Annotated in this window: 16 protein-coding genes; all 16 read right to left on the bottom strand. The window is 62.1% G+C overall.

The window, feature by feature from the left end; genetic code table 11:
* Nucleotides 1–3,641: ATP-binding protein (locus tag ACPYOI_RS16995; protein ID WP_481423110.1), on the bottom strand; the 3,641-nt coding region annotated here is incomplete at its 3' end.
* Nucleotides 3,642–4,098: 457 nt separating this feature from the next.
* Nucleotides 4,099–4,641 (bottom strand): thiamine pyrophosphate-dependent enzyme, encoded by a 543-nt coding sequence (locus ACPYOI_RS17000; protein ID WP_481417004.1) that lies wholly within the window; start codon nucleotides 4,639–4,641, stop codon nucleotides 4,099–4,101.
* A gap of 179 nt (nucleotides 4,642–4,820) precedes the next feature.
* Nucleotides 4,821–5,231: a VOC family protein gene (locus ACPYOI_RS17005; protein ID WP_481417007.1), complete on the bottom strand. Its 411-nt coding sequence runs from the start codon at nucleotides 5,229–5,231 to the stop codon at nucleotides 4,821–4,823.
* Nucleotides 5,232–5,361: 130 nt separating this feature from the next.
* Nucleotides 5,362–6,249, bottom strand: a complete 888-nt coding sequence (locus ACPYOI_RS17010; RefSeq protein ID WP_481417003.1) for a MurR/RpiR family transcriptional regulator — start codon at nucleotides 6,247–6,249, stop codon at nucleotides 5,362–5,364.
* A gap of 31 nt (nucleotides 6,250–6,280) precedes the next feature.
* A complete protein-coding gene (locus ACPYOI_RS17015; protein WP_481417002.1) occupies nucleotides 6,281–7,348 on the bottom strand; it encodes an ABC transporter ATP-binding protein in 1,068 nt (355 codons plus the stop codon).
* A complete protein-coding gene (locus tag ACPYOI_RS17020; RefSeq protein ID WP_481423111.1) occupies nucleotides 7,345–8,094 on the bottom strand; it encodes a glycerophosphodiester phosphodiesterase family protein in 750 nt (249 codons plus the stop codon). Before ACPYOI_RS17020 ends, ACPYOI_RS17015 begins: the two co-directional genes overlap by 4 nt.
* Nucleotides 8,095–8,115: 21 nt before the next feature.
* Entirely contained in the window at nucleotides 8,116–8,925 is an 810-nt protein-coding gene (locus ACPYOI_RS17025; protein WP_481423112.1) for a carbohydrate ABC transporter permease, read from the bottom strand.
* Nucleotides 8,915–9,784, bottom strand: a complete 870-nt coding sequence (locus ACPYOI_RS17030; RefSeq protein WP_481416999.1) for a carbohydrate ABC transporter permease — start codon at nucleotides 9,782–9,784, stop codon at nucleotides 8,915–8,917. Before ACPYOI_RS17030 ends, ACPYOI_RS17025 begins: the two co-directional genes overlap by 11 nt.
* Nucleotides 9,785–9,843: 59 nt before the next feature.
* Complete coding sequence (locus ACPYOI_RS17035; protein WP_481416998.1) at nucleotides 9,844–11,103, bottom strand: ABC transporter substrate-binding protein; 1,260 nt, start codon at nucleotides 11,101–11,103, stop codon at nucleotides 9,844–9,846.
* A gap of 394 nt (nucleotides 11,104–11,497) precedes the next feature.
* On the bottom strand, nucleotides 11,498–13,468 hold the full coding sequence (locus ACPYOI_RS17040) for a 3-hydroxyacyl-CoA dehydrogenase NAD-binding domain-containing protein (protein WP_481416997.1): 1,971 nt from the start codon (nucleotides 13,466–13,468) through the stop codon (nucleotides 11,498–11,500).
* A 9-nt stretch (nucleotides 13,469–13,477) separates the two neighbouring features.
* Nucleotides 13,478–13,873 (bottom strand): RidA family protein, encoded by a 396-nt coding sequence (locus ACPYOI_RS17045; protein WP_481416996.1) that lies wholly within the window; start codon nucleotides 13,871–13,873, stop codon nucleotides 13,478–13,480.
* Complete coding sequence (locus ACPYOI_RS17050; protein WP_481416995.1) at nucleotides 13,851–14,282, bottom strand: acyl-CoA thioesterase; 432 nt, start codon at nucleotides 14,280–14,282, stop codon at nucleotides 13,851–13,853. The genes ACPYOI_RS17045 and ACPYOI_RS17050 overlap by 23 nt, the downstream gene beginning before the upstream one ends.
* 8 nt (nucleotides 14,283–14,290) lie before the next feature.
* Complete coding sequence (locus ACPYOI_RS17055) at nucleotides 14,291–15,478, bottom strand: acyl-CoA dehydrogenase (RefSeq protein ID WP_481416994.1); 1,188 nt, start codon at nucleotides 15,476–15,478, stop codon at nucleotides 14,291–14,293.
* Between the two features lie 12 nt (nucleotides 15,479–15,490).
* Entirely contained in the window at nucleotides 15,491–16,672 is a 1,182-nt protein-coding gene (locus tag ACPYOI_RS17060) for an acyl-CoA dehydrogenase family protein (protein WP_481416993.1), read from the bottom strand.
* A gap of 3 nt (nucleotides 16,673–16,675) precedes the next feature.
* Nucleotides 16,676–17,527 carry an enoyl-CoA hydratase family protein gene (locus ACPYOI_RS17065; RefSeq protein WP_481416992.1) on the bottom strand — a complete coding sequence of 284 codons (852 nt, stop codon included), beginning with the start codon at nucleotides 17,525–17,527 and terminating at the stop codon, nucleotides 16,676–16,678.
* Nucleotides 17,524–18,318: an SDR family NAD(P)-dependent oxidoreductase gene (locus ACPYOI_RS17070; RefSeq protein ID WP_481416991.1), complete on the bottom strand. Its 795-nt coding sequence runs from the start codon at nucleotides 18,316–18,318 to the stop codon at nucleotides 17,524–17,526. Before ACPYOI_RS17070 ends, ACPYOI_RS17065 begins: the two co-directional genes overlap by 4 nt.
* Nucleotides 18,319–18,324 lie beyond the last annotated feature (6 nt).

Consider the following 18,324-nt stretch of genomic DNA (forward strand, 5'->3'; position numbering starts at 1 on the left):
ATGGCGTCGAGCGTGCGGCCTTCGATGCGGGCGATCTCGGCACCGATCAAGGCGGCACGGTTTGCAAAGGTCTCCGGGCAGTTTTCGGCCCAGACCTGCAATTGTTTGTGATGGGCAGCGAGAGCTTCGACATGCTGCCGGCTTTGGCCAGCCGTGGCAGAGCCGCAGAACGCAGCATGGGACAACGCACTGTAGAAGTAATACTCAGCCACTTCAAAGAAAGATGGAGATGTCCAAAGCAGCCGTTGCGCCCTTGATGAAGCGTCAATGGCGGCGGCATAGTCGCCGGCAAAGAAGCGCGCCTGCAGCTTTCTGATCCAGTACCAGCACTCGGGGAGGGCCAAGCGCGAGTCACTCGCCAAATGGCGTTCGAAACCAAGCTCATTAAATTGCTCACTATCAAAGGTGCCGAACTTCGGCGTCAATCCGCGAAGCGTTCGGACAAGCCCAAGTTGGGCCTTGATAATGTCGATGACGAGACCAAACCGCGCCTTCTTCGCAAACGCAAAACCATGTTCTGCTTCGAGTTCGACCTCGGCGAGCGGGTCACCCGCCGCGAGAAGATTCGTGTTCAGGTTGTTGCAGGTATAAGCCGCAAAAGTGAGATCGCCTATCTTGTTCGCAGCATCGAAAGCGCGACGCACCAAATCGCGGCCGGTCTTGACGTGCCTCGTCCATGGCATGACGAGATTTCCGAAGGACATATAGGTACGCGCCTGAAAGCGTTGCAATCCACGCTTTTCCACCAGGTCATAGCCGAGTTGGCCGAAGCGGAAGCCGGCCTCATAGTTACCGAAGTGCGGTCCAGCAATCATGCCAAGCCAGACGTAGGCGAAGCATGATCCATCGCTGTTGCCATGCTCGAGACTGAGATTGACCATCCGGCAGATGACGAGTGAAACCAGATTATCATCGGTGAACAGTGCCGGCGTCACGACCTCGGTCAGAACATCGAGAGTGGCTAGTGCGTCTGCGTCATTCATCAAAGGCCCGTCGATAAGGCCCTCTATCGACCGGCTTCCGAGCTGCGACCAGATTCGATCGTACTCGCGACGCACTTCCTCCCTCGTCGGATGCGGTAACCATTGGGTGCCGACCCGTTGGAGGTATTCAAGACAGACCTCCACGCCGCTGTCGCTCTGGTCCAAAGTCGTGTAAAGCGTCAGGCGCAAACGTGCGACGGCGGCGATATCATGCACGTCTCTGGAAAGCCGTGCCAGCATCGAAAGCCGAGTGTTCGCCGCTGCCAAATCAGCCGTCAGCAATTCGCACTCGGCCATGTGGAATTGGACAGCAAAGAAGAGCGGGTAGTTGCGTTTCCGGCTCGCCTCGGACAGCAGCATCTCGCCGACCGCAAGATACTTCAATGCCGAGGTGTAGGCTGTCGCCGCCTTGGCGCGCTTGCCCGCAATCAGGTTGAGCTCAGCCAGTTGCTCACGTTCATCCTGCGAAGTCATCAAAGGCGCGCCTCGGTTAAGCTGATTGACGATCTCGAAGATCGCCTCCTCACGCTGCTCGGGAGGCGTATGCGCTGCCAGTTGCCTGCCGATCCGCAGATGGGCCTCGGCTCGTAAGCCTTCCGGGATCAGCGAGTAAGCCGCCTCCTGTACCCGGTCATGGATGAACCTATAGAAACCTTCCTGTTGCTTAACCAGTTCGGCGCGGACGGCCGCCCATAGATCCGAATGAACCTGCGCCTCCGCGGTGCCAGAAACCAGGGACAGCGTCTTGATGGCCGCGACGTTTCCGAGACAAGCGAGTTGTTGCATCGCTCCCTGTGTTTCAGGGGGCAGGCGGTTCAACTTGCCCACCATGAGGTCCGCAACGTTATCGGTGTATCCCCTGGCGCGTATGCGTTCGATGTCCCACGACCAGCGCGCCGGCTTGTGATCGAAGGTGAGCAGTCCCTCGTCGGCGAGAGCGGAAACGAACTGGATGGCGAAAAATGGATTGCCGGCCGTCTTGTCGTGCACCAGCCGCGCAAGGGGGAGAGCCCCCTCCGGCGCGCCGCAAATGGCATCCGCGATCAGTTGCGCTAAATCTCTCTGGCGAAGAGGCGCAAGCGCAATGTCATGGACGATGGCTCCGGCTTGCCGAATAGCCTTGAGCTTGCGCCGCAGCGGATGCGTGGTTTCGACTTCATTACTCCGATAAGCACCAATCAGCAGCAGATGCTGCACATCCGGCTGCGCCAGCAGATGTTCGACGAGATCCAGCGTGGCTGCATCCAGCCATTGCAAATCGTCGAGGAACAGCGCGAGCGGATGCTCGGGCCGGGCGAATACGCCGATAAAACGCTGGAATACCAGCTGGAAGCGGCCTTGGGCGTCCTGGGGTGGAAGATCAGGTATCGGGGGCTGCTCTCCAATGATGAGTCGCAACTCGGGGACGACATCGATCATGAGCTGTCCGTTCGGACCCAACGCCTCCAGAAAAGCATCGCGCCAGCCGGCCAACTCAGCTTCGCTTTCTCCCAAAAGCGGATGGATGAGGCTCTGAAACGCCTGCGCCAACGTCGAATAAGGGATGTCGCGTTTATACTGGTCGAACTTGCCCGCGGCGAATAGGCCACGCGGCGGTACCAAGCTGCTGTGCAGTTCATGGACGACGGAAGACTTGCCAATGCCGGAATAGCCGGAGATTAGTACCAGCTCCGGAGCGCCGCCCTTGACGACACGGTCGAAGGCGGCGAGTAGCGTCGCGACCTCGCGCTCGCGACCGTAGAGCCTTTCGGGGATCAGGAGCCGGTCCGGCGTGTCGTACTGGCGTAACGGAAAGGCGTCGACCCTCCCCTGAGCTTCCCACTGCGTCAGGCATTGTCGAAGATCCTGCTCGACCCCGGCGGCAGTCTGGTAGCGCTCCTCGGCCGTTTTGGCGAGCAGCTTCACGACGATCGCTGAGACCATGGTGGGTACCGTCTTGCACCGCTCAGCGGGCGGGACCGGCGTCCTGGCGATATGGCAGTGTACCCATTCCATCGGATCGGAGGCCGTGAAGGGCAGATTGCCCGTAAGCATCCGGTAGAAGGTGACGCCGAGTGAGTAGAGGTCGCTTCGGGAGTCGATAGACCGGTTCATTCGTCCGGTCTGCTCGGGCGAGATGTAAGCCAGGGTTCCGCTGATGGACTCGGGAGGTTTCGGCGCCTGCTCCTCGCGGCGCAGGCGCGAGGCGATGCCGAAGCCAGTCAGCCGCACCTTTCCGCCCGCGCCTGCGATCAGGATGTTCGTCGGCTTGATGTCCTTGTGAACGAGACCTTGCTGGTGGACCTGGCAGACGGCCGCGGCGATATTGACGGCCAGGCGCAGGAACTCTCCCATCTCCATGGGAGCACCGAGCAGCCGGTCGAGGGGCTCGCTGCCGGGGTCCTCGATCACCAGCACGGCCCGACCGTGTTCACGCACGAGCTCCAGCGGCCGCGCCGCCCATGCGCTGTCCAGTTCGTCCTTCAATCCATATTCGTGAGCGAGACGATCGAGACTGGCGGGCGTCGGATGCTCCGCGGCGGGCAGCACCGCCAGCACGGGCTTACGTGCCCCGTCAGGGTCGAGATGCCATCCCCGGCAGAAGACGCGTTCGCCGTCTTCCCATAGAAGCTGGAAACTGCCGTCATCTTCAGTGCCGAACCGAAAAGTTGGGGTCATCTGCAGGACTTTCACCGCCAGGCCCAGCTCTCCTGGCAAACTGGCCGCAACATTCGTCTCCAGTTCGTCCACCCAAGTTGGCCAGAGCCGGGATGTTAGCACATCACCGCCCTTTTTCCTTTAAGTCGCCGTGAAAAATTATGATGGGTGAAGGGTTTGCAGGGCAGCCCAGTTGCCGATTTTGTCTGGATGGAACCTGCGCTTTTGCCTCGATGAAGTGCATTTCGGCGGCTTCGGTCTTTCATGGGCTCCTCCGAAGCAGCGCTCTGGAGCCGGCGTGCTGTGGGCGCATAGGGACAGAATTGCGGAGGTTGACAGTTCCGCGGTTCGAAACTGGCGCAAGGCGGGAGCCGTGATCATCGACCGCACGAACACTGCGGCGATGCGTGGCGGAAGCGGCAAGGGCTTTCTTTTGGGGCGTTGCCCGCTGCCGCTTCACAAGCCAGGACCGCTGCGCTCAAAGCTCGCGCAGGGCGTTGAACTGGTCGACATAGCCCGATCCGTCGATCCGTACCGCGACAACGGTCGTCTTGCCGGTCTTAAGGGCGATCTTGAGGGCGTCCTGAAGACCGTTTTCCGTGTCGACGGTCACGCCGTCCGCGCCGAAGCCCTGGGCGAGCTTTTCCCAGTCGCATCCGCCCACCGAAATGCCGTATTTTGGGATCTTTTTGATCTCCTGCTTGACCCGGATGAGGCCGATCTCCTGGTCGTCGAGCACGACGACGATGATCGGCAGGTTTTCGCGCACGGACGTCTGCAGTTCGGCAATCGCCATGAGGAAGCCGCCGTCGCCGGTGAACGCGACCACCGGCCTGTCCGGATAGGCAAGTCGGGCGCCGAGCGCTCCCGGCACGGCATATCCCATCGAGCCGAGGCCGTTGGAAGTCAGGAATTCGCGCGGGCCGTAGGGTTGCCATTTCTGGACGATCAGCAGACGGCTTGCGCCGGCGTCGCAGGTTGCGATCGTGTCACGGGGCAGGACCGCCCGGGCGACTTCCATGGCACGCTGCGGCGACAAACCCTTGCTCGGCGTGTTCAGGGCGAGGCCGGCCCGTCGATCGCTAGATAACGGCGAAGAGTCAGACAGTAGAGCATGTAACTATCTGCAAGCGAGCCCGAAAGCTCCGCCGTCGCCGCCATCTCTGGCGGTGGTTCTTGATCGCGGAGTTGCGTCGATAATTATGTTTCCGCTCCAAATCCGGGGGGGCGATAGGCGGCGGTGTTTGGCTCAAACAATTCAATCACATTTCCGGAGGGGTCCTCCAGCAAGATCTGCTTCCCGCCGACGCCCTGGATAATTTCGTTGCGAAAGCGACAGCCCGCCGATTTCAGATGTTCGACGAGCTCATCCAGGTTCTCGACAGTGAGATGAATGCGATTCCAGCCGCCCGGCGCTTGTTGCTCTCCTGACGGCATGGAAGCGCCACCACCCCGTGGGCTTGGCTGGCTAAGATAGAGGTGCATGTCGTCGCGTGAAATTTCTGCGAACGGCGGGGCAGGATGCATCTCGAGCTTGAAGCCGAGATGTTTGGTGTAGAAATCGATTGCGGCCTCGACGTTGTCGACGATGTACCGGAAGCATGCGGCCATGATCTGCACCTCCGCTATTGTCGCGTTCAGGTTACGCCTCTGCCAGCGAACCGCAAGCCTTAGCCGCAGGCTCAAAGGGAACCGCGGGGGCCGACGCCTGGGCATCCGCGTCCGCTCTCAGATGGACAAGCTATAGAAGCGCTTGCGACAGGCCGGACGTCGCTCGGAAAGCCTTGAAGGCGGCGAGTGCGCGTAGCGAGCGGCCATCGTCGATCGCGGCGAGATCGAGAATCACGGCATTTGCAATCGTCATGGGCACGACGAGTGATTGAGACTCCCCGGCTTCGCCGCGCGAAACCGAAATCTGACGATAAGGCGCGGGATCGATGCGCGCGCCGCGCAAGTCTGTCAGCGCCAGCGTTTTCGTGCCTCGCCGGGCGGCAATTTCCCGGACCTGGTGAATGAGCGGCGACGCTCTGCGGAAGGCGAGCAGCCACAGCACGTCGTCCGCCGAAAGCGCCGTCAGCGCCTCGGGAAATTGATGCATCTGGCTGCCGACGTCGACGGCGTCATATCCGGAGCGGTTGAGCCGCAGCGCGATAAGCGAGGATAGGGCCGCGGAATGGCCGCGCCCGAACACGTAAACCCGGCGGCAATCGCGCAGGCTTTCCGAGAATGCACGAATGTCGGTGTCGGAGACGCTGTTGCGGACCTGTTGAAGCGCCGCGATCTCGCTGTCGAGCACCGAAGCTAAAACCCCGCCTTCCTCCGCCCGGACGAGGCGGGCTGCCATGCGGGCTGCCGGACTTTCAAAGTCGCCTCCTCCTTCCATGAGATTGGCCTGAAGGAAGCTTCTGAATTCGGGATAGCCCTTGAACCCGAGTCGTCGCGCTAGGCGCACGGCTGAGGCCGGGTGCACGCCCGCGCGGAAGGAAACCGCCTTGCCGTTCTCCATCGCTGCACGCAGCGGATCTTGCATCAGCACATCCAGGAGACGTGTATCTGCCTCCGTGAGCCTTGCTGAATTGCGGCTGATGAGATCGACGAGAAGTTGCGGAATTTCGTTCTGCGTGCCCATCGATTCCCTGCCGATTGTTGCCGCTAAGGCTTTAGCGCCCCGCTGCCGCTATTTCAATTCGCCGGTCTTGGGGCGCAAGATCGACGCGGCTCCCGTTCTGGTTATCGAAAAACACCGCCCGGTTCAGGTTGTAGGTCACCCAGAGGTCGCTGGCATTGCGCGGCACATCCTCACGTGCGCTTGTCAGCGTGAGGCGGCCGGCCGGGCTGTCACAATGCAGGATGATGTCGGAGCCGGTCATTTCCGACAGCATAATCCGCACGGGAAGGGCGGGTTCATGCGGCTTTTCGGCCCGAATGGACATCGATTCAGGCCGCAAGCCGATGGCCAGTCCTTGTCTGCCCTGCCAGCCGGGCAATTGTTCGACAGGAATGAAATTCATGGCGGGAACACCGAGAAAACCGGCGACGAACCGATTTTGCGGCTGGTCGTAGATTGCTTCCGGGGTGTCGAACTGCAGCAGATCGCCGTCTTTCATGACGGCGATCCGGTCGGCAAGAGACAGCGCCTCGGTTTGGTCATGGGTGACGTAGACGATCGTGGCGCCGAGCTGCCGGTGCAGTTCCTTGATCTCCGTGCGCATGGCGACGCGCAGCGCGTTGTCGAGGTTCGACAGCGGCTCATCCATCAGGAAGGTCGAGCTGTTCCGCGCCATGGCTCGCCCCATTGCCACGCGTTGGCGCTGGCCGCCGGAAAGCGCTCCCGGCTTGCGGTCGAGATAGGATTCGAGCTGCAAGGTCTTCGCCACGCTTTCGGCGCGCGCGTTGCGCTCAGCCTTCGGCATGCCACGCAACTCCAGGCCAAAGGCAATGTTCTGGCGCACCGTCATGTGCGGATAGAGGGCGTAGTTCTGGAAGATCATCGCGATGTCGCGATCCTGGGGAGCAAGATCGTTGGCCCGTCTGCCGCCGATCTCGATATCGCCCTGTTCGCAGCGCTCGAGGCCGGCAATCAGCCGCAGCAGGGTGGATTTGCCGCAGCCGGAGGGGCCGACGATGACGATGAATTCGCCGGGCCTGATATCCATCGAGACGCCGTGCAGGATTTCAGGACCGCCGGGATAGGACTTGCGGATGTCGCGCAGGATGATTCCGCTCATCGATTGTCTTCTCCCCGTTGGCGGCCACGCAGGGTGATCGCAAGGCTCGGCCGGTCCGTTGTGAAGACTTTCACGCCAAGGGCCAGCACCTTTTCGATCTGTTCGGTGGTATGCGCGGCCCAGCAGCCAAAATCGAGACCCGCCCCGCGGACCATCGCCATCAGAGCCGCATCGGCCGTATCCACATGCACGCCGATTTCCGGAATGTTGTGGGTACGCGCCACCTCGATCACGGCGGCCGGTCCGAGTTGGCGCAGCACCGGCGGGCTGACGAGCCAGAGTATCGGCCGGTCGCTCGCCGCGGCGAGCGCATCCAGAGAGTCGACCAGGAAAGAGGAGAAGGTCGTCCTTTCCAGCATGCCGTGACGCGCGAGCAGTTCGACTACATGCGGCACGAAATCGGGGTAAGGCCGGCCATCGATGCCGGGCTTGATCTCGCAGCGGAAGTCGACCTTGCTGTCGGCGTAGATGGCGCAGAGTTCCGACAGCGATATCGGGTGGCCGCCGGCACCGTAGTTGATGACCGCAGCGCGGACCTCGGCCTCGCTCATCGCAGCAATCGCGCCGCTGCGGTCGGTGGTACCGTCGAGCGTGGCGTCGTGATGCACCATGATCGCGCCGTCGGCTGTCGGGTGAACATCGAATTCCACTTCTTCCAGCGCCATTTTCGCCGTGGCGCCGAAGCCCTGCGGCGTGCTGTCGCCGAATTCCAGAGTGCCGCCGCGATATGAAGCGATGCGTGTCATATGCTTGTCCCTTTTCATGAATTACTTGACCGCGCCCATCGTGATGCCGCGTACGAGATGGCGCTCGACCAGCAAGAAGCCGAGGAGCACGGGCAGGATCGTGATCGTCGAGGCAGCCATCACGAGCGGCCAGTCGACCAGCCCTTCGCCGGGATTGATGTGGTAAAGCCGGGCGAGACCGATCTGCAGTGTGTAAAGGTCGTCCTTGCCGACAGCGACCAGCGGCCAGATGTAGTTGTTCCATTCGGTGATGAAGATGTAGAGACCCATCGAGAAGATCGCCGGCCGCGCGATCGGCACGATCACCCGCCAGAGCACCTGCAAGGGCGTTGCCCCATCCATATAAGCGGCCTCGTCCAGCGCCTTCGGGATGCCCTTGATGTATTGACGCAGGAAAAAGGCGGCAAAGCCGTTCGATATCGCCGGCAGGATGAGACCGGCATAAGTATCGAGCAGGCCGGCCTTTGCCAGCGTCAGGTAGTTGGGGATCAGGCTGATGTGGCTCGGGATCATTAGCGTTGCGACGGTCGCGCCAAACAGCAGGTTGCCGCCGCGGAACCGGTAGCGTGCGAAAGCGAAGGCGGCCATGGTCGCGACCGTGATGCCGAGCAGCGTCACGAGACCCGAGACGATGATGCTGTTCAGAAGATAGCGGGCGAAATTATATTCCGCGATCGCGCGGACATAGTTGTCGAGCGTGAATTCGTAGTTGCCGGTATAATAGGCCTGCGCGGTCTCGAAGGACATCCAGATGGAGTAAAGCACGGGCGACAGGAAGAGGAGCCCGGCAAGGAGCGCCAGGCCCGTCACGATTGGGCTTTCAAGCTTCATAATGCACCCTCCGGCCGATAACGACGGACTTGATCAGTGCCAGCACGATCAGGAAGATGAAGAGCAGGACCGCAAGCGCCGAGCCCCTGCCGATATCGAAGAGGGTGAAACCCACGCGGTAGAGGAGGTTGACGAGCATGTCGGTTGCGCCAGCCGGGCCGCCATGGGTCATGATGTCGACGATGGTGAAGACCTGGAAGGCCTCGATCACCGAAATCACCAGCAGGAAGTAGGTGGTCGGCATGACGAGCGGCACGGTCACCCGCCGGAAGACGTGGAAGCGCCGGCCGCCATCGACGGCGGCGGCATCGTAGAGCTCCTGCGGCACCGCCTGCAGGCCGGCGACATAGATGACGATGTCGTAGCCGAGCTGCTTCCAGGTATTGACGACGATCAGCACCCATAGGGCGAGGTGTGGATCCTGCAGCCACTGCACCTTGCCGAGGCCGAGTGAGGTGAGGGCGGCGTTCACCATGCCGTAATCGGTCGCGAAGAGCCAGGAGAAGACGACGGCGATCGAGACGGTGGAGGTGACCGACGGAAGGAACAGGGCCCCGCGCAACAACCGCACCGGCAATGTTTCGCGGACGAGATAGCTTGCGATCATAAGTGCCAGCCCGAGCCTGATAGGCACGGAAATCAGCGCGAAGAGTGCCGTGACCTTCAGCGAGTTCCAGAAGTCGCGGGAATCCAGCAGCAGGCGGTAGTTCTCGAAGCCGACGAAAGGCATGGTCGGGGAGAGGAAATCCCAGTGGCGGAAGCTGAGGTTCACGCTCGTGATCACCGGGACATAGGTGAAGACCGTGATGAAGATTATCAACGGTGCGACGAGCAGATAGGGTGTGAGGGTGCGGATCATGGGACCAGATCGGTTGCGACGACGGGCCGTCCAAGGCCCGCCGTCTTGCCGGGAGAGGCTTAGTTGCTGGAACGCTTGGCTTCCTCGCGGGTCTGCGCGGCGAAGTCCTTCATCGTTTCCGTGACGTCGCGCTGGCCTAGTGCCATTGCTTCCCACATCTTGTACTCGGTCGAGCGCATCCAGGTGACGACCGGCGGACGGGCGCGGCCATGAGCAAAATCGAGCTGCTTGACGGCAACGTCGATACCCGGCTGGGTGGCAAGCGCTTGAGCGGCAACCGGCTGCGCTGCGCTCTTCTTGTTGATCGGCAGGTAGCCGGTGGCGGCGAACCAGATGGCATTGGCTTCCGGCGAAGCGGCGTAGCTGATGAACTTGTAGGCGGCGTCCTGGACCTCCTTCGGGGAGGACGACAGGATGCCGATGCCGGCGCCGCCGATCGGAACGGAGCAGACCTTGTTGCAGGGCATTGGGCGGACTTCGAGCTTGTCGCCGAGCGCCTTCTTCGCGCCGCCGTAATCGCCGGTCGAGTTCAGCAACATGCCGACCTTGCCGGCATAGAAAGCGTCACGGCCGACATCTTCGTCGGTAACGCCATCAGGAGAGGCGACCTTCTGCTCGTGGACCAGCGAAGCCATCCACTGATAGGCCTCGATCGTGTTAGGAGAGTCGAGAAGGATGTCATTGGTCTTGGAGTCGATCAGCTCGCTGTCGTTAGACATCACGAGGCCCCAGCGGGCGAACTGGCCCGGAGCGGCGATGCCGGTGATGCCTTCGGAGCCGAGCTTTTCGGTGATCGTCTTGGAAACGGCGAGGATATCGTCGAAGGTCTTGAGCGGCGGCTCCTGGGTAAAGCCGGCGCGGTCGAGGATATCCTTGTTGTAGTACAGGACGGGCGTCGAGGAGTTGAACGGCACAATGTAGTTCTTGCCATTATAGACGCCGACTTCGCGGGCGTAGTCATATAGGTCGCCCTTCAGCGGGTCTGCGTCGAAATAGGGCGTGAGGTCGGTCAGTGCGCCGCGGTCGGCGAAGAGCCCGTAGCGGGTGACTTCCATGATCACGGCATCGGGGGCGCGGTTGGCCGGAATGGCCGCCTGCAGCTTGGCAACGATATCGTTGTAATCGCCGACATATTCGGTTTCGACATGGATATCGGGATTGGCCGCTTCGAAATTGGTAATGATCTTGTTCAGCGCCTCGCCGGAGGATTTGCTGAAGCTGTGCCAAAACTTGACCGTCGTCTCGGCATGAGCCGAGCCGCCCATGGCAAAAAGGGAAAGGACGCTCGCCGCGACCGCACGTTGCAATTTCCGTGACATTAATCTCTCCTTTGCAAAAAAAATTGCATTCGTTTCCGCGACGTTTAGCGAGAGGTCGAGACAGTTTCTTGAAGGCTGTGCGAAGTTTTGATGACGCGGAGTGCGTCCAACATATCGAGCGGTCCGGAATTAAGGCCGCGGCCGGGGATCGATGAGGCTTGTCTGGCGCAATACGGCCGGAATCATGGAGGATGGCATCGGCTCAGGCGGCTTCCGATTCAGGAATATCGACGAGCAGCTTTTGTACGGCGTGGGTGGTGCCCCACCGTCCGTGGTCCTGCTGCTCTCGAAATATCCTCCTTGGCGCCGCCGGCGGAATAACTTTGGCGATGTCAGCGCCGGGCGGTTTCCCGGTAAGGAGCATGCATTCCAGGGCAGGGGCCAGGGCAGCCGATCAGGCCGCTATCCCTGCCGCAAACATCGGACCGCCCTTATGGGCCGGAAAGCCGTATCCGTTGATCATCACGAGATCGATGTCGCTTGCGCGTATTGCAATGCCTTCCGCTAGAAGAGCCTGGCCCTCGTCGGCCATCGCCCTCAGAAGCCTTGTCATAATCTCGTCCGCTGTGAGCGAACGTGGCTTGATTCCTTTCCTCGTCCGCTCTGCCACGACGAGGGCGGTTACGTCAGGATCGACTGTCCGTTTTCCATCGGGATAGGCATACCAGCCGCGGCCACACTTCTGTCCGAAGCGTCCGGCCTCGCAGAGGCGGTCGGCGATATCGACATAGCGGGTGGCCGGATCACGGGTGGCGGCCTGGCGCTTGCGCCGCGCCCAGGCGATCTCCAGCCCCGCCATGTCGTAGACGGCAAAGAGACCCATTGGGAACCCATAGGCTTCCATCGCCTGGTCGATCTCGTGCGGCAAGGCGCCGTCCTCAACCATGAATTCTGCCTCGCGCCGATAGGCGGAAAAGACCCGGTTGCCGATAAAGCCTTCCGTTACGCCGCAGACGATGGCGAGCTTTCCGAGACGTTTTGCAAAGGCCATCGCCGTCACAAGGACCTCGCTCTCGGTGCGTGCGCAATTGATCACTTCGACCAGTCGCATGATGTTTGCGGGCGAGAAGAAATGCAGCCCGACGACACGCTCGGGATGGCGCGTCGCGGCGGCGATGGCGTCAGGATCGAGATAGCTCGTGTTTGTGGCGAGGATCGCGTCGGTCCGCACGACGTCGTCGAGACGGCGGAAAAGGTCGGTCTTGACGTCGAAATCATCGAACACCGCCTCGATGACGAGATCGGCATCCCGAAGCGCGTCGAGGTCCGAAGCGACGGTAAGCCGGCGCAGCCGCTCCTCCCGGCCAGCGGCGTCGAGCCGACCGGTTTGTACCGCCTTGTCAAGAAGCCCCGCTATGCGCTCGTGCCCCTTGGCGGCGCCTTCCTCACTCTGTTCCACGCCAATGACCTGGTAGCCGGCATTCAGCGCCGAGACGGCGATACCGGAACCCATCAGCCCAGTGCCGACCACGCCGACGCATCGAATGTCTCGCGGCGTAACCTTTTCCAGCCCCTCGACTTTTCCGGCGGCCCGCTCGGCAAAGAAGACGTGCCGTAGCGCTGCCGCCTCCTGTGAATCACGCAGGCGAAGGAACGTCCTCCGCTCTTCGGCAAGACCGTCCGCGAATGGCAGCGTCATGGCGGCCTTCACTAGCCGCAAGGCCTCGACGGGTGCGGCCTGACCGCGCGCCTTGGCAAGAATTTTCGCACAAGCAGCATCGATGTCGGCATCGCTGATCGTCTTGATAACAAGCGCACCGGTTCTGCGAAGCTCGCCGCCTGCCATGGCGTCAACGAGGGCGCTCGCGTCTGCAACCAGAGCCTCGGCAGCGATGCGGTCGATCAAGCCGATGCCGAGCGCTTCGCTCGCCTTCAGCGAACGACCGGTACCGATCATCTCGACAGCGGCGACAAAGCCAACGAGCCGCGGCAGGCGTTGCGTGCCGCCGGCACCTGGGACAATGCCGAGCTTGACCTCTGGCAGGCCGAAGCTCGCGGCGGACGCGGCAACACGACCATGGCAGGCTAGCGTCAGCTCGCAGCCGCCCCCGAGCGCGGCGCCGTTGACCGCCGCCACCACTGGCTTGCCGAACTGCTCGATGCGCAGATAGACATCCGGCAGAAACGGAGCTTCGGGGGGCTTGCCGAATTCCTTGATATCGGCCCCGCCGATGAACACCTTGCCGGTGCCGGAAATGACGATGCCGCGAACGGCGTCCTCAGCCGCCGCATAATCCAGCGCCGCCATCAGACCGGAGCGGACGCTGGGAGATGTCGCGTTGACCGGCGGATTGTCGATCAGCACCAGCAGAACGCCATCCCTCATCGTCGCCGAGATGGTGTCAGAGAAGATCAGCGTGCCCATGGCAAGATCCTATTCCGGGATGATGGCAGTAGCCTGGATCTCGACCTTGGCGCGATCCTCGACGAGCGCGACCACTTGGACGGCGGCCATGGCTGGGAAATGCCTGCCGATCGTTTCCCGATAAGCCTGACCGATACCCTTCAGGTTGCCGAGATACTCCGCCTTGTCGGTGAAGTACCAGGTCATCGAAGTGATATGCTGCGGCTTGGCGCCGCCCTCGGCGAGCACGGCTACGACGTTCTTCAGTGTCTGGCGCACCTGCTCGACGAAGTCGTCCGTTTCGAACTCGCAGCGCTCGTTCCAGCCGATCTGCCCGCCGACGAAAACCATGCGGCCCGTCGCTGCCATGCCGTTGGCGTATCCAATCGGCTTCACCCAGCCTTCAGGCTGCAGGATCGTGTGCATCAGTCGTCTCCAGATGATGTGTCAATGCGGCGCGGATGTCGACCGGCCATGCGAGTGATTGGTGGGTATCGAGCGAAGTGGCGACGACGCGCTGGCGCGCGGTCCAAAGCACTCTGCCGTTTGCTGATATCGTATGCTCGAGATCGAGCGAGGAGCGGCCGATACCGCGAACCGCAACGTCGAATTCGAGTTTATCGCCCTGGAAGCCAGGATATGAGAAGGTCGCGTCCAGCCGCACGGTGGGGACACCGATCCGGCGGTCCTCGATCAGGGTCTTCCAGGGAAAGCCGAGCGATGCGAAGTAGTCCTCCAGAACACCGACGAGGATGTTGAGGTAGGATGGGAAATAGGCGATCCCCGAGGGATCGCAGTCTCCGAAGCGCAGCGGCTTTGTCGTTCGAAACCCCACGGCTTGCCTCAATTCGCGAATGCGGCGATGCCGGTAATGGCGCGGCCGAGAATGAGAGCGTGGATGTCGTGGGTGCCCTCGTAGGTGTTGACCACTTCGAGGTTGACGAGGTGGCGGGCAACGCCGAACTCGTCGGAGATGCCGTTGCCGCCGAGCATGTCGCGGGCGGCGCGGGCGATCTCGAGCGCCTTGCCGCAGGAGTTGCGCTTGAGGATCGAGGTCAGCTCCACCGGTGGATGGCCTTCTTCCTTCATGCGGCCGAGCCTCAGGCAGCCCTGCAGGCCGAGCGTAATCTCGGTTGCCATGTCGGCAAGCTTCTTCTGGATCAGCTGGTTGGCGGCCAGCGGCCGGTTGAACTGCTTGCGGTCGAGCACATATTGCCGCGCCGTCGCATAGCATGCTTCGGCCGCCCCCAGCGCCCCCCAGGCAATGCCGAAGCGGGCAGAGTTGAGGCAGGTGAACGGGCCCTTGAGGCCGCTGACGTTGGGCAGCAGGTTCTCTTCCGGCACGAAAACATTATCCATCACCACTTCGCCGGTGATTGAGGCGCGCAGCCCCACCTTGCCGTGGATGGCGGGGGCCGACAGTCCCTTCCAGCCCTTTTCCAGGATGAAGCCGCGGATCACGCCGTCCTCGGTCTTGGCCCAGACGACGAAGACGTCGGCGATCGGCGCGTTGGAAATCCAGGTCTTGACGCCGGTGAGGCTGTAGCCGCCGTCGGCCTTCCGTGCCCGCGTCGCCATCGAGCCCGGATCGGAGCCGTGGTCCGGCTCGGTGAGGCCGAAGCAGCCGATCCATTCGCCGGTGGCGAGCTTGGGCAGGTATTTCTGCTTCTGCGCCTCCGAACCGAAGGCGTCAATCGGCACCATGACGAGGGAGGATTGCACGCTCATCATCGAGCGGTAGCCGCTATCGACGCGCTCCACTTCGCGGGCGATCAGGCCGTAGGCGACATAGCCGAGACCCGCGCCGCCATATTCCGGGTCAATCGTCGGGCCGAGCAACCCGAGCTCGCCCATTTCGCGGAAGATATCAGGGTCGGTCTTCTCGTGGCGGAAGGCTTCGAGAACACGGGGTGCGAGCTTTTCCTGCGCATAGGCGTGTGCCGTATTCTGCACCATGCGCTCCTCGTCGGTCAGCTGCTCGACCAGCCGGAACGGGTCGGCCCAGTCGAAGATCTCGCGGGTATTAGACATCAATAGCTCCCATTATTTGGCTTTCAGGAGTTCGCGCGCGATGATGAGTTTCTGCACCTCAGTCGCGCCCTCATAAATGCGCAGCGCGCGTATCTCCCGGTAGAGTTTCTCGGTGATTTCGCCCGACCGCACGCCGCGACCGCCGAACAGCTGGACGGCACGGTCGATGACAACCTGTGCCGTTTCCGTCGCGGTCATCTTTGCCATGGCCGCTTCCTGCGTTGTCGGCAATTGCTGGACGTCCCGCCGCCATGCCGCCCTGTAGGTTAGCAGCGCCGCCGCATCGATCCCCGTCGCCATGTCGCCGAGGGCCGCCTGTGTCAGCTGGAGATCGGCCAATTTTGCACCGAACATCGGTCGCGCCCTTGCATGCGCAAGCGCCTCGTCAAGGGCACGCCGGGCAAAGCCCAAGGCGGCGGCTGCGACCGAAGCCCGGAAGATATCAAGGGTACGCATGGCGATCTTGAAGCCTTCGCCCGGATTGCCAAGCCGCCGCGATGCGGGGATGCGGCAGTTCTCGAAGCAGATCGTTGCCAGCGGATGCGGCGCAATCACGTCGATGCGTTCGGCGATCGAGAAGCCGGGGTCATCGGCAAAGACGACGAAGGCTGAAATGCCGCGCGTGCCCGGCGCCTCGCCTGTTCGAGCGAAGACGGTATAGACATCGGCGATACCACCGTTGGAGATCCAGGTCTTTTCGCCGTCGAGAATGTAATGGTCGCCGTCTGCGCGAGCCGCGCAGGCCATGGCCGCGACATCCGATCCGGCGTCTTTTTCAGACAGTGCAAAGGCAGCGAGCCATTCGCCGCTGCGCACTTTCGGCATGACGGCGGCGCGAAGCGCGGCCGAGCCGCTGAGGCCGATCGCACCGGTCCCGAGCCCCTGCATCGCAAAGGCGAAGTCGGCCAGCCCGTCGTGCCAGGCAAGGGTTTCGCGCGTCAGGCATACCAGCCGAGAATCGATCAACGGCTCGGTCTCGGAAACGCCCGTTGCTACGCTCAGGACCCCTGCATCGCCCAATGCCCGGGCGAGCTTGCGGCATGCGGCATCGACATCGGCGTGATCGATCGCCGGCATCACATCCGACCCAGCGAATGCGTCCAGCCGGGCTAGGAATTCGCGATGCCTGCCTTCGAAGAAAGGCCAGTCGAGATGATCCCGGGATGGACCGGTCAATGTCGCGGCGGTGCTCATCGCCTAGTTTCCCTGGAACTCTGGCTTGCGCTTGGCGGCGAAGGCTTCAAAGGCGCGGCGAAAATCCTGCGTCGCCATGCAGATGGCCTGTGCCTGCGCCTCGGACTCGATCATCTCGTCGATGCCCATGGCCCATTCCTGGTTCAGCATGGTCTTGGTCATGCCATGAGCAAACCACGGGCCATCGGCCAGCGAGAGGGCGAGTTTGTGCGCCTCGCCGTCCAGATCGCTGCTCTGATGAAGCGCATTGTAGAAGCCCCAGGCGTTGCCTTCGGCGGCCGTCATGGAGCGGCCGGTGTACAGCAATTCGGCGGCGCGTCCCTGGCCGATGATACGCGGGAGAATCCCGCAGGCGCCCATGTCTGCCCCCGCAAGCCCCACGCGCGTGAAGAGGAACGCGGTCTTGGCTTCAGGGGTCGCTAGCCTGAGATCGGATGCCATGGCGAGAATTGCGCCAGCCCCGGCGCAGATGCCGTCGACCGCGGCGACGATCGGCTGCGGGCATTTCCGCATCGCCTTGACGAGATCGCCTGTCATGCGCGTGAAGGCAAGGAGTTCAGGCATTGCCATGCGCGTCAGCGGCTCGATGATCTCGAACACGTCACCGCCAGATGAGAAATTGCCGCCGGCCCCGGAAAGCACGATCGCCCGCACGTCCGACGCATAGGCGAGATCGCGGAACAGGTCGCGCAACTCGGCATAGCTGTCGAAGGTCAGCGGATTTTTTCGCTCGGGCCGATTCAGCGTAATCGTCGCAACGCGGCCGTTCTCACTCACCTCCCAGAGGAAATACCGGGCCTGATAATCCTTGAAGGAGCGCAGATGTCCCTGCATCGTCATGTCCTTGTCGTTCATCCCGCCAAAACCTCCCCGCCGGCCACCGCAATGGCCTGCCCGTTGATCGATGCGCTGCCGGGTGCCGCCAGCCATAGCACTGCATCCGCAACCTCTTCGGGCTTGACGAGCCTGCCTTGCGGATTGGATTTCGTGAATTCAGCGAGCGCCTGTTCGGCGCTGCGTCCCGTCTTTGCGACGATCGTCTCGATCGATCGCGCGATGATCGGCGTGTCGGTGAAGCCCGGGCAGACCGCATTGACGGTAATCCCGGTCCTTGCCAGTTCCAGCGCCAGCGACCGGGTCAAGCCAACGACGCCGTGCTTGGCCGCGACATAAGCGGAGACATATCCGTATCCTGTCAGCCCCGCGGTCGAAGCGATATTGATGATGCGCGCACCAGTGCCCCGCGCCTTGAGATCCGGCAGAACTGCTTGGGTCACGAGGAAGACGCCGGTCAGATCGACGGCGAGAACCTGGTTCCACATGTCGAGGCTGGTCTTTTCGAAGGCTGCGCTCGGTGCTTCGCCGGCATTGTTGACCAAGATGTCGACAGGGCCGAATGTTGTCCGCGCGCTCGCCAAACCTTTCGCGATCGCTTCTGCACTTGTCACATCGAAAGCATCGACGAGATGAACGCCCTTGGTCCCGATCTCTTCGGCGAGAGCCTGCAGCGGCTCGCGCCTTCGACCGGCGAGCGTCACACGTGCCCCCTCCAAAACCAGGGCACGGGCGATCTCCGCTCCGATACCGGAACCGGCGCCGGTGACGAGGGCATGACGGCCCGAAAGTTTTCCGGAAGTGGTCATCATGCCTTG

This window comes from Rhizobium sp. SVR5-2C (assembly GCF_056755115.1).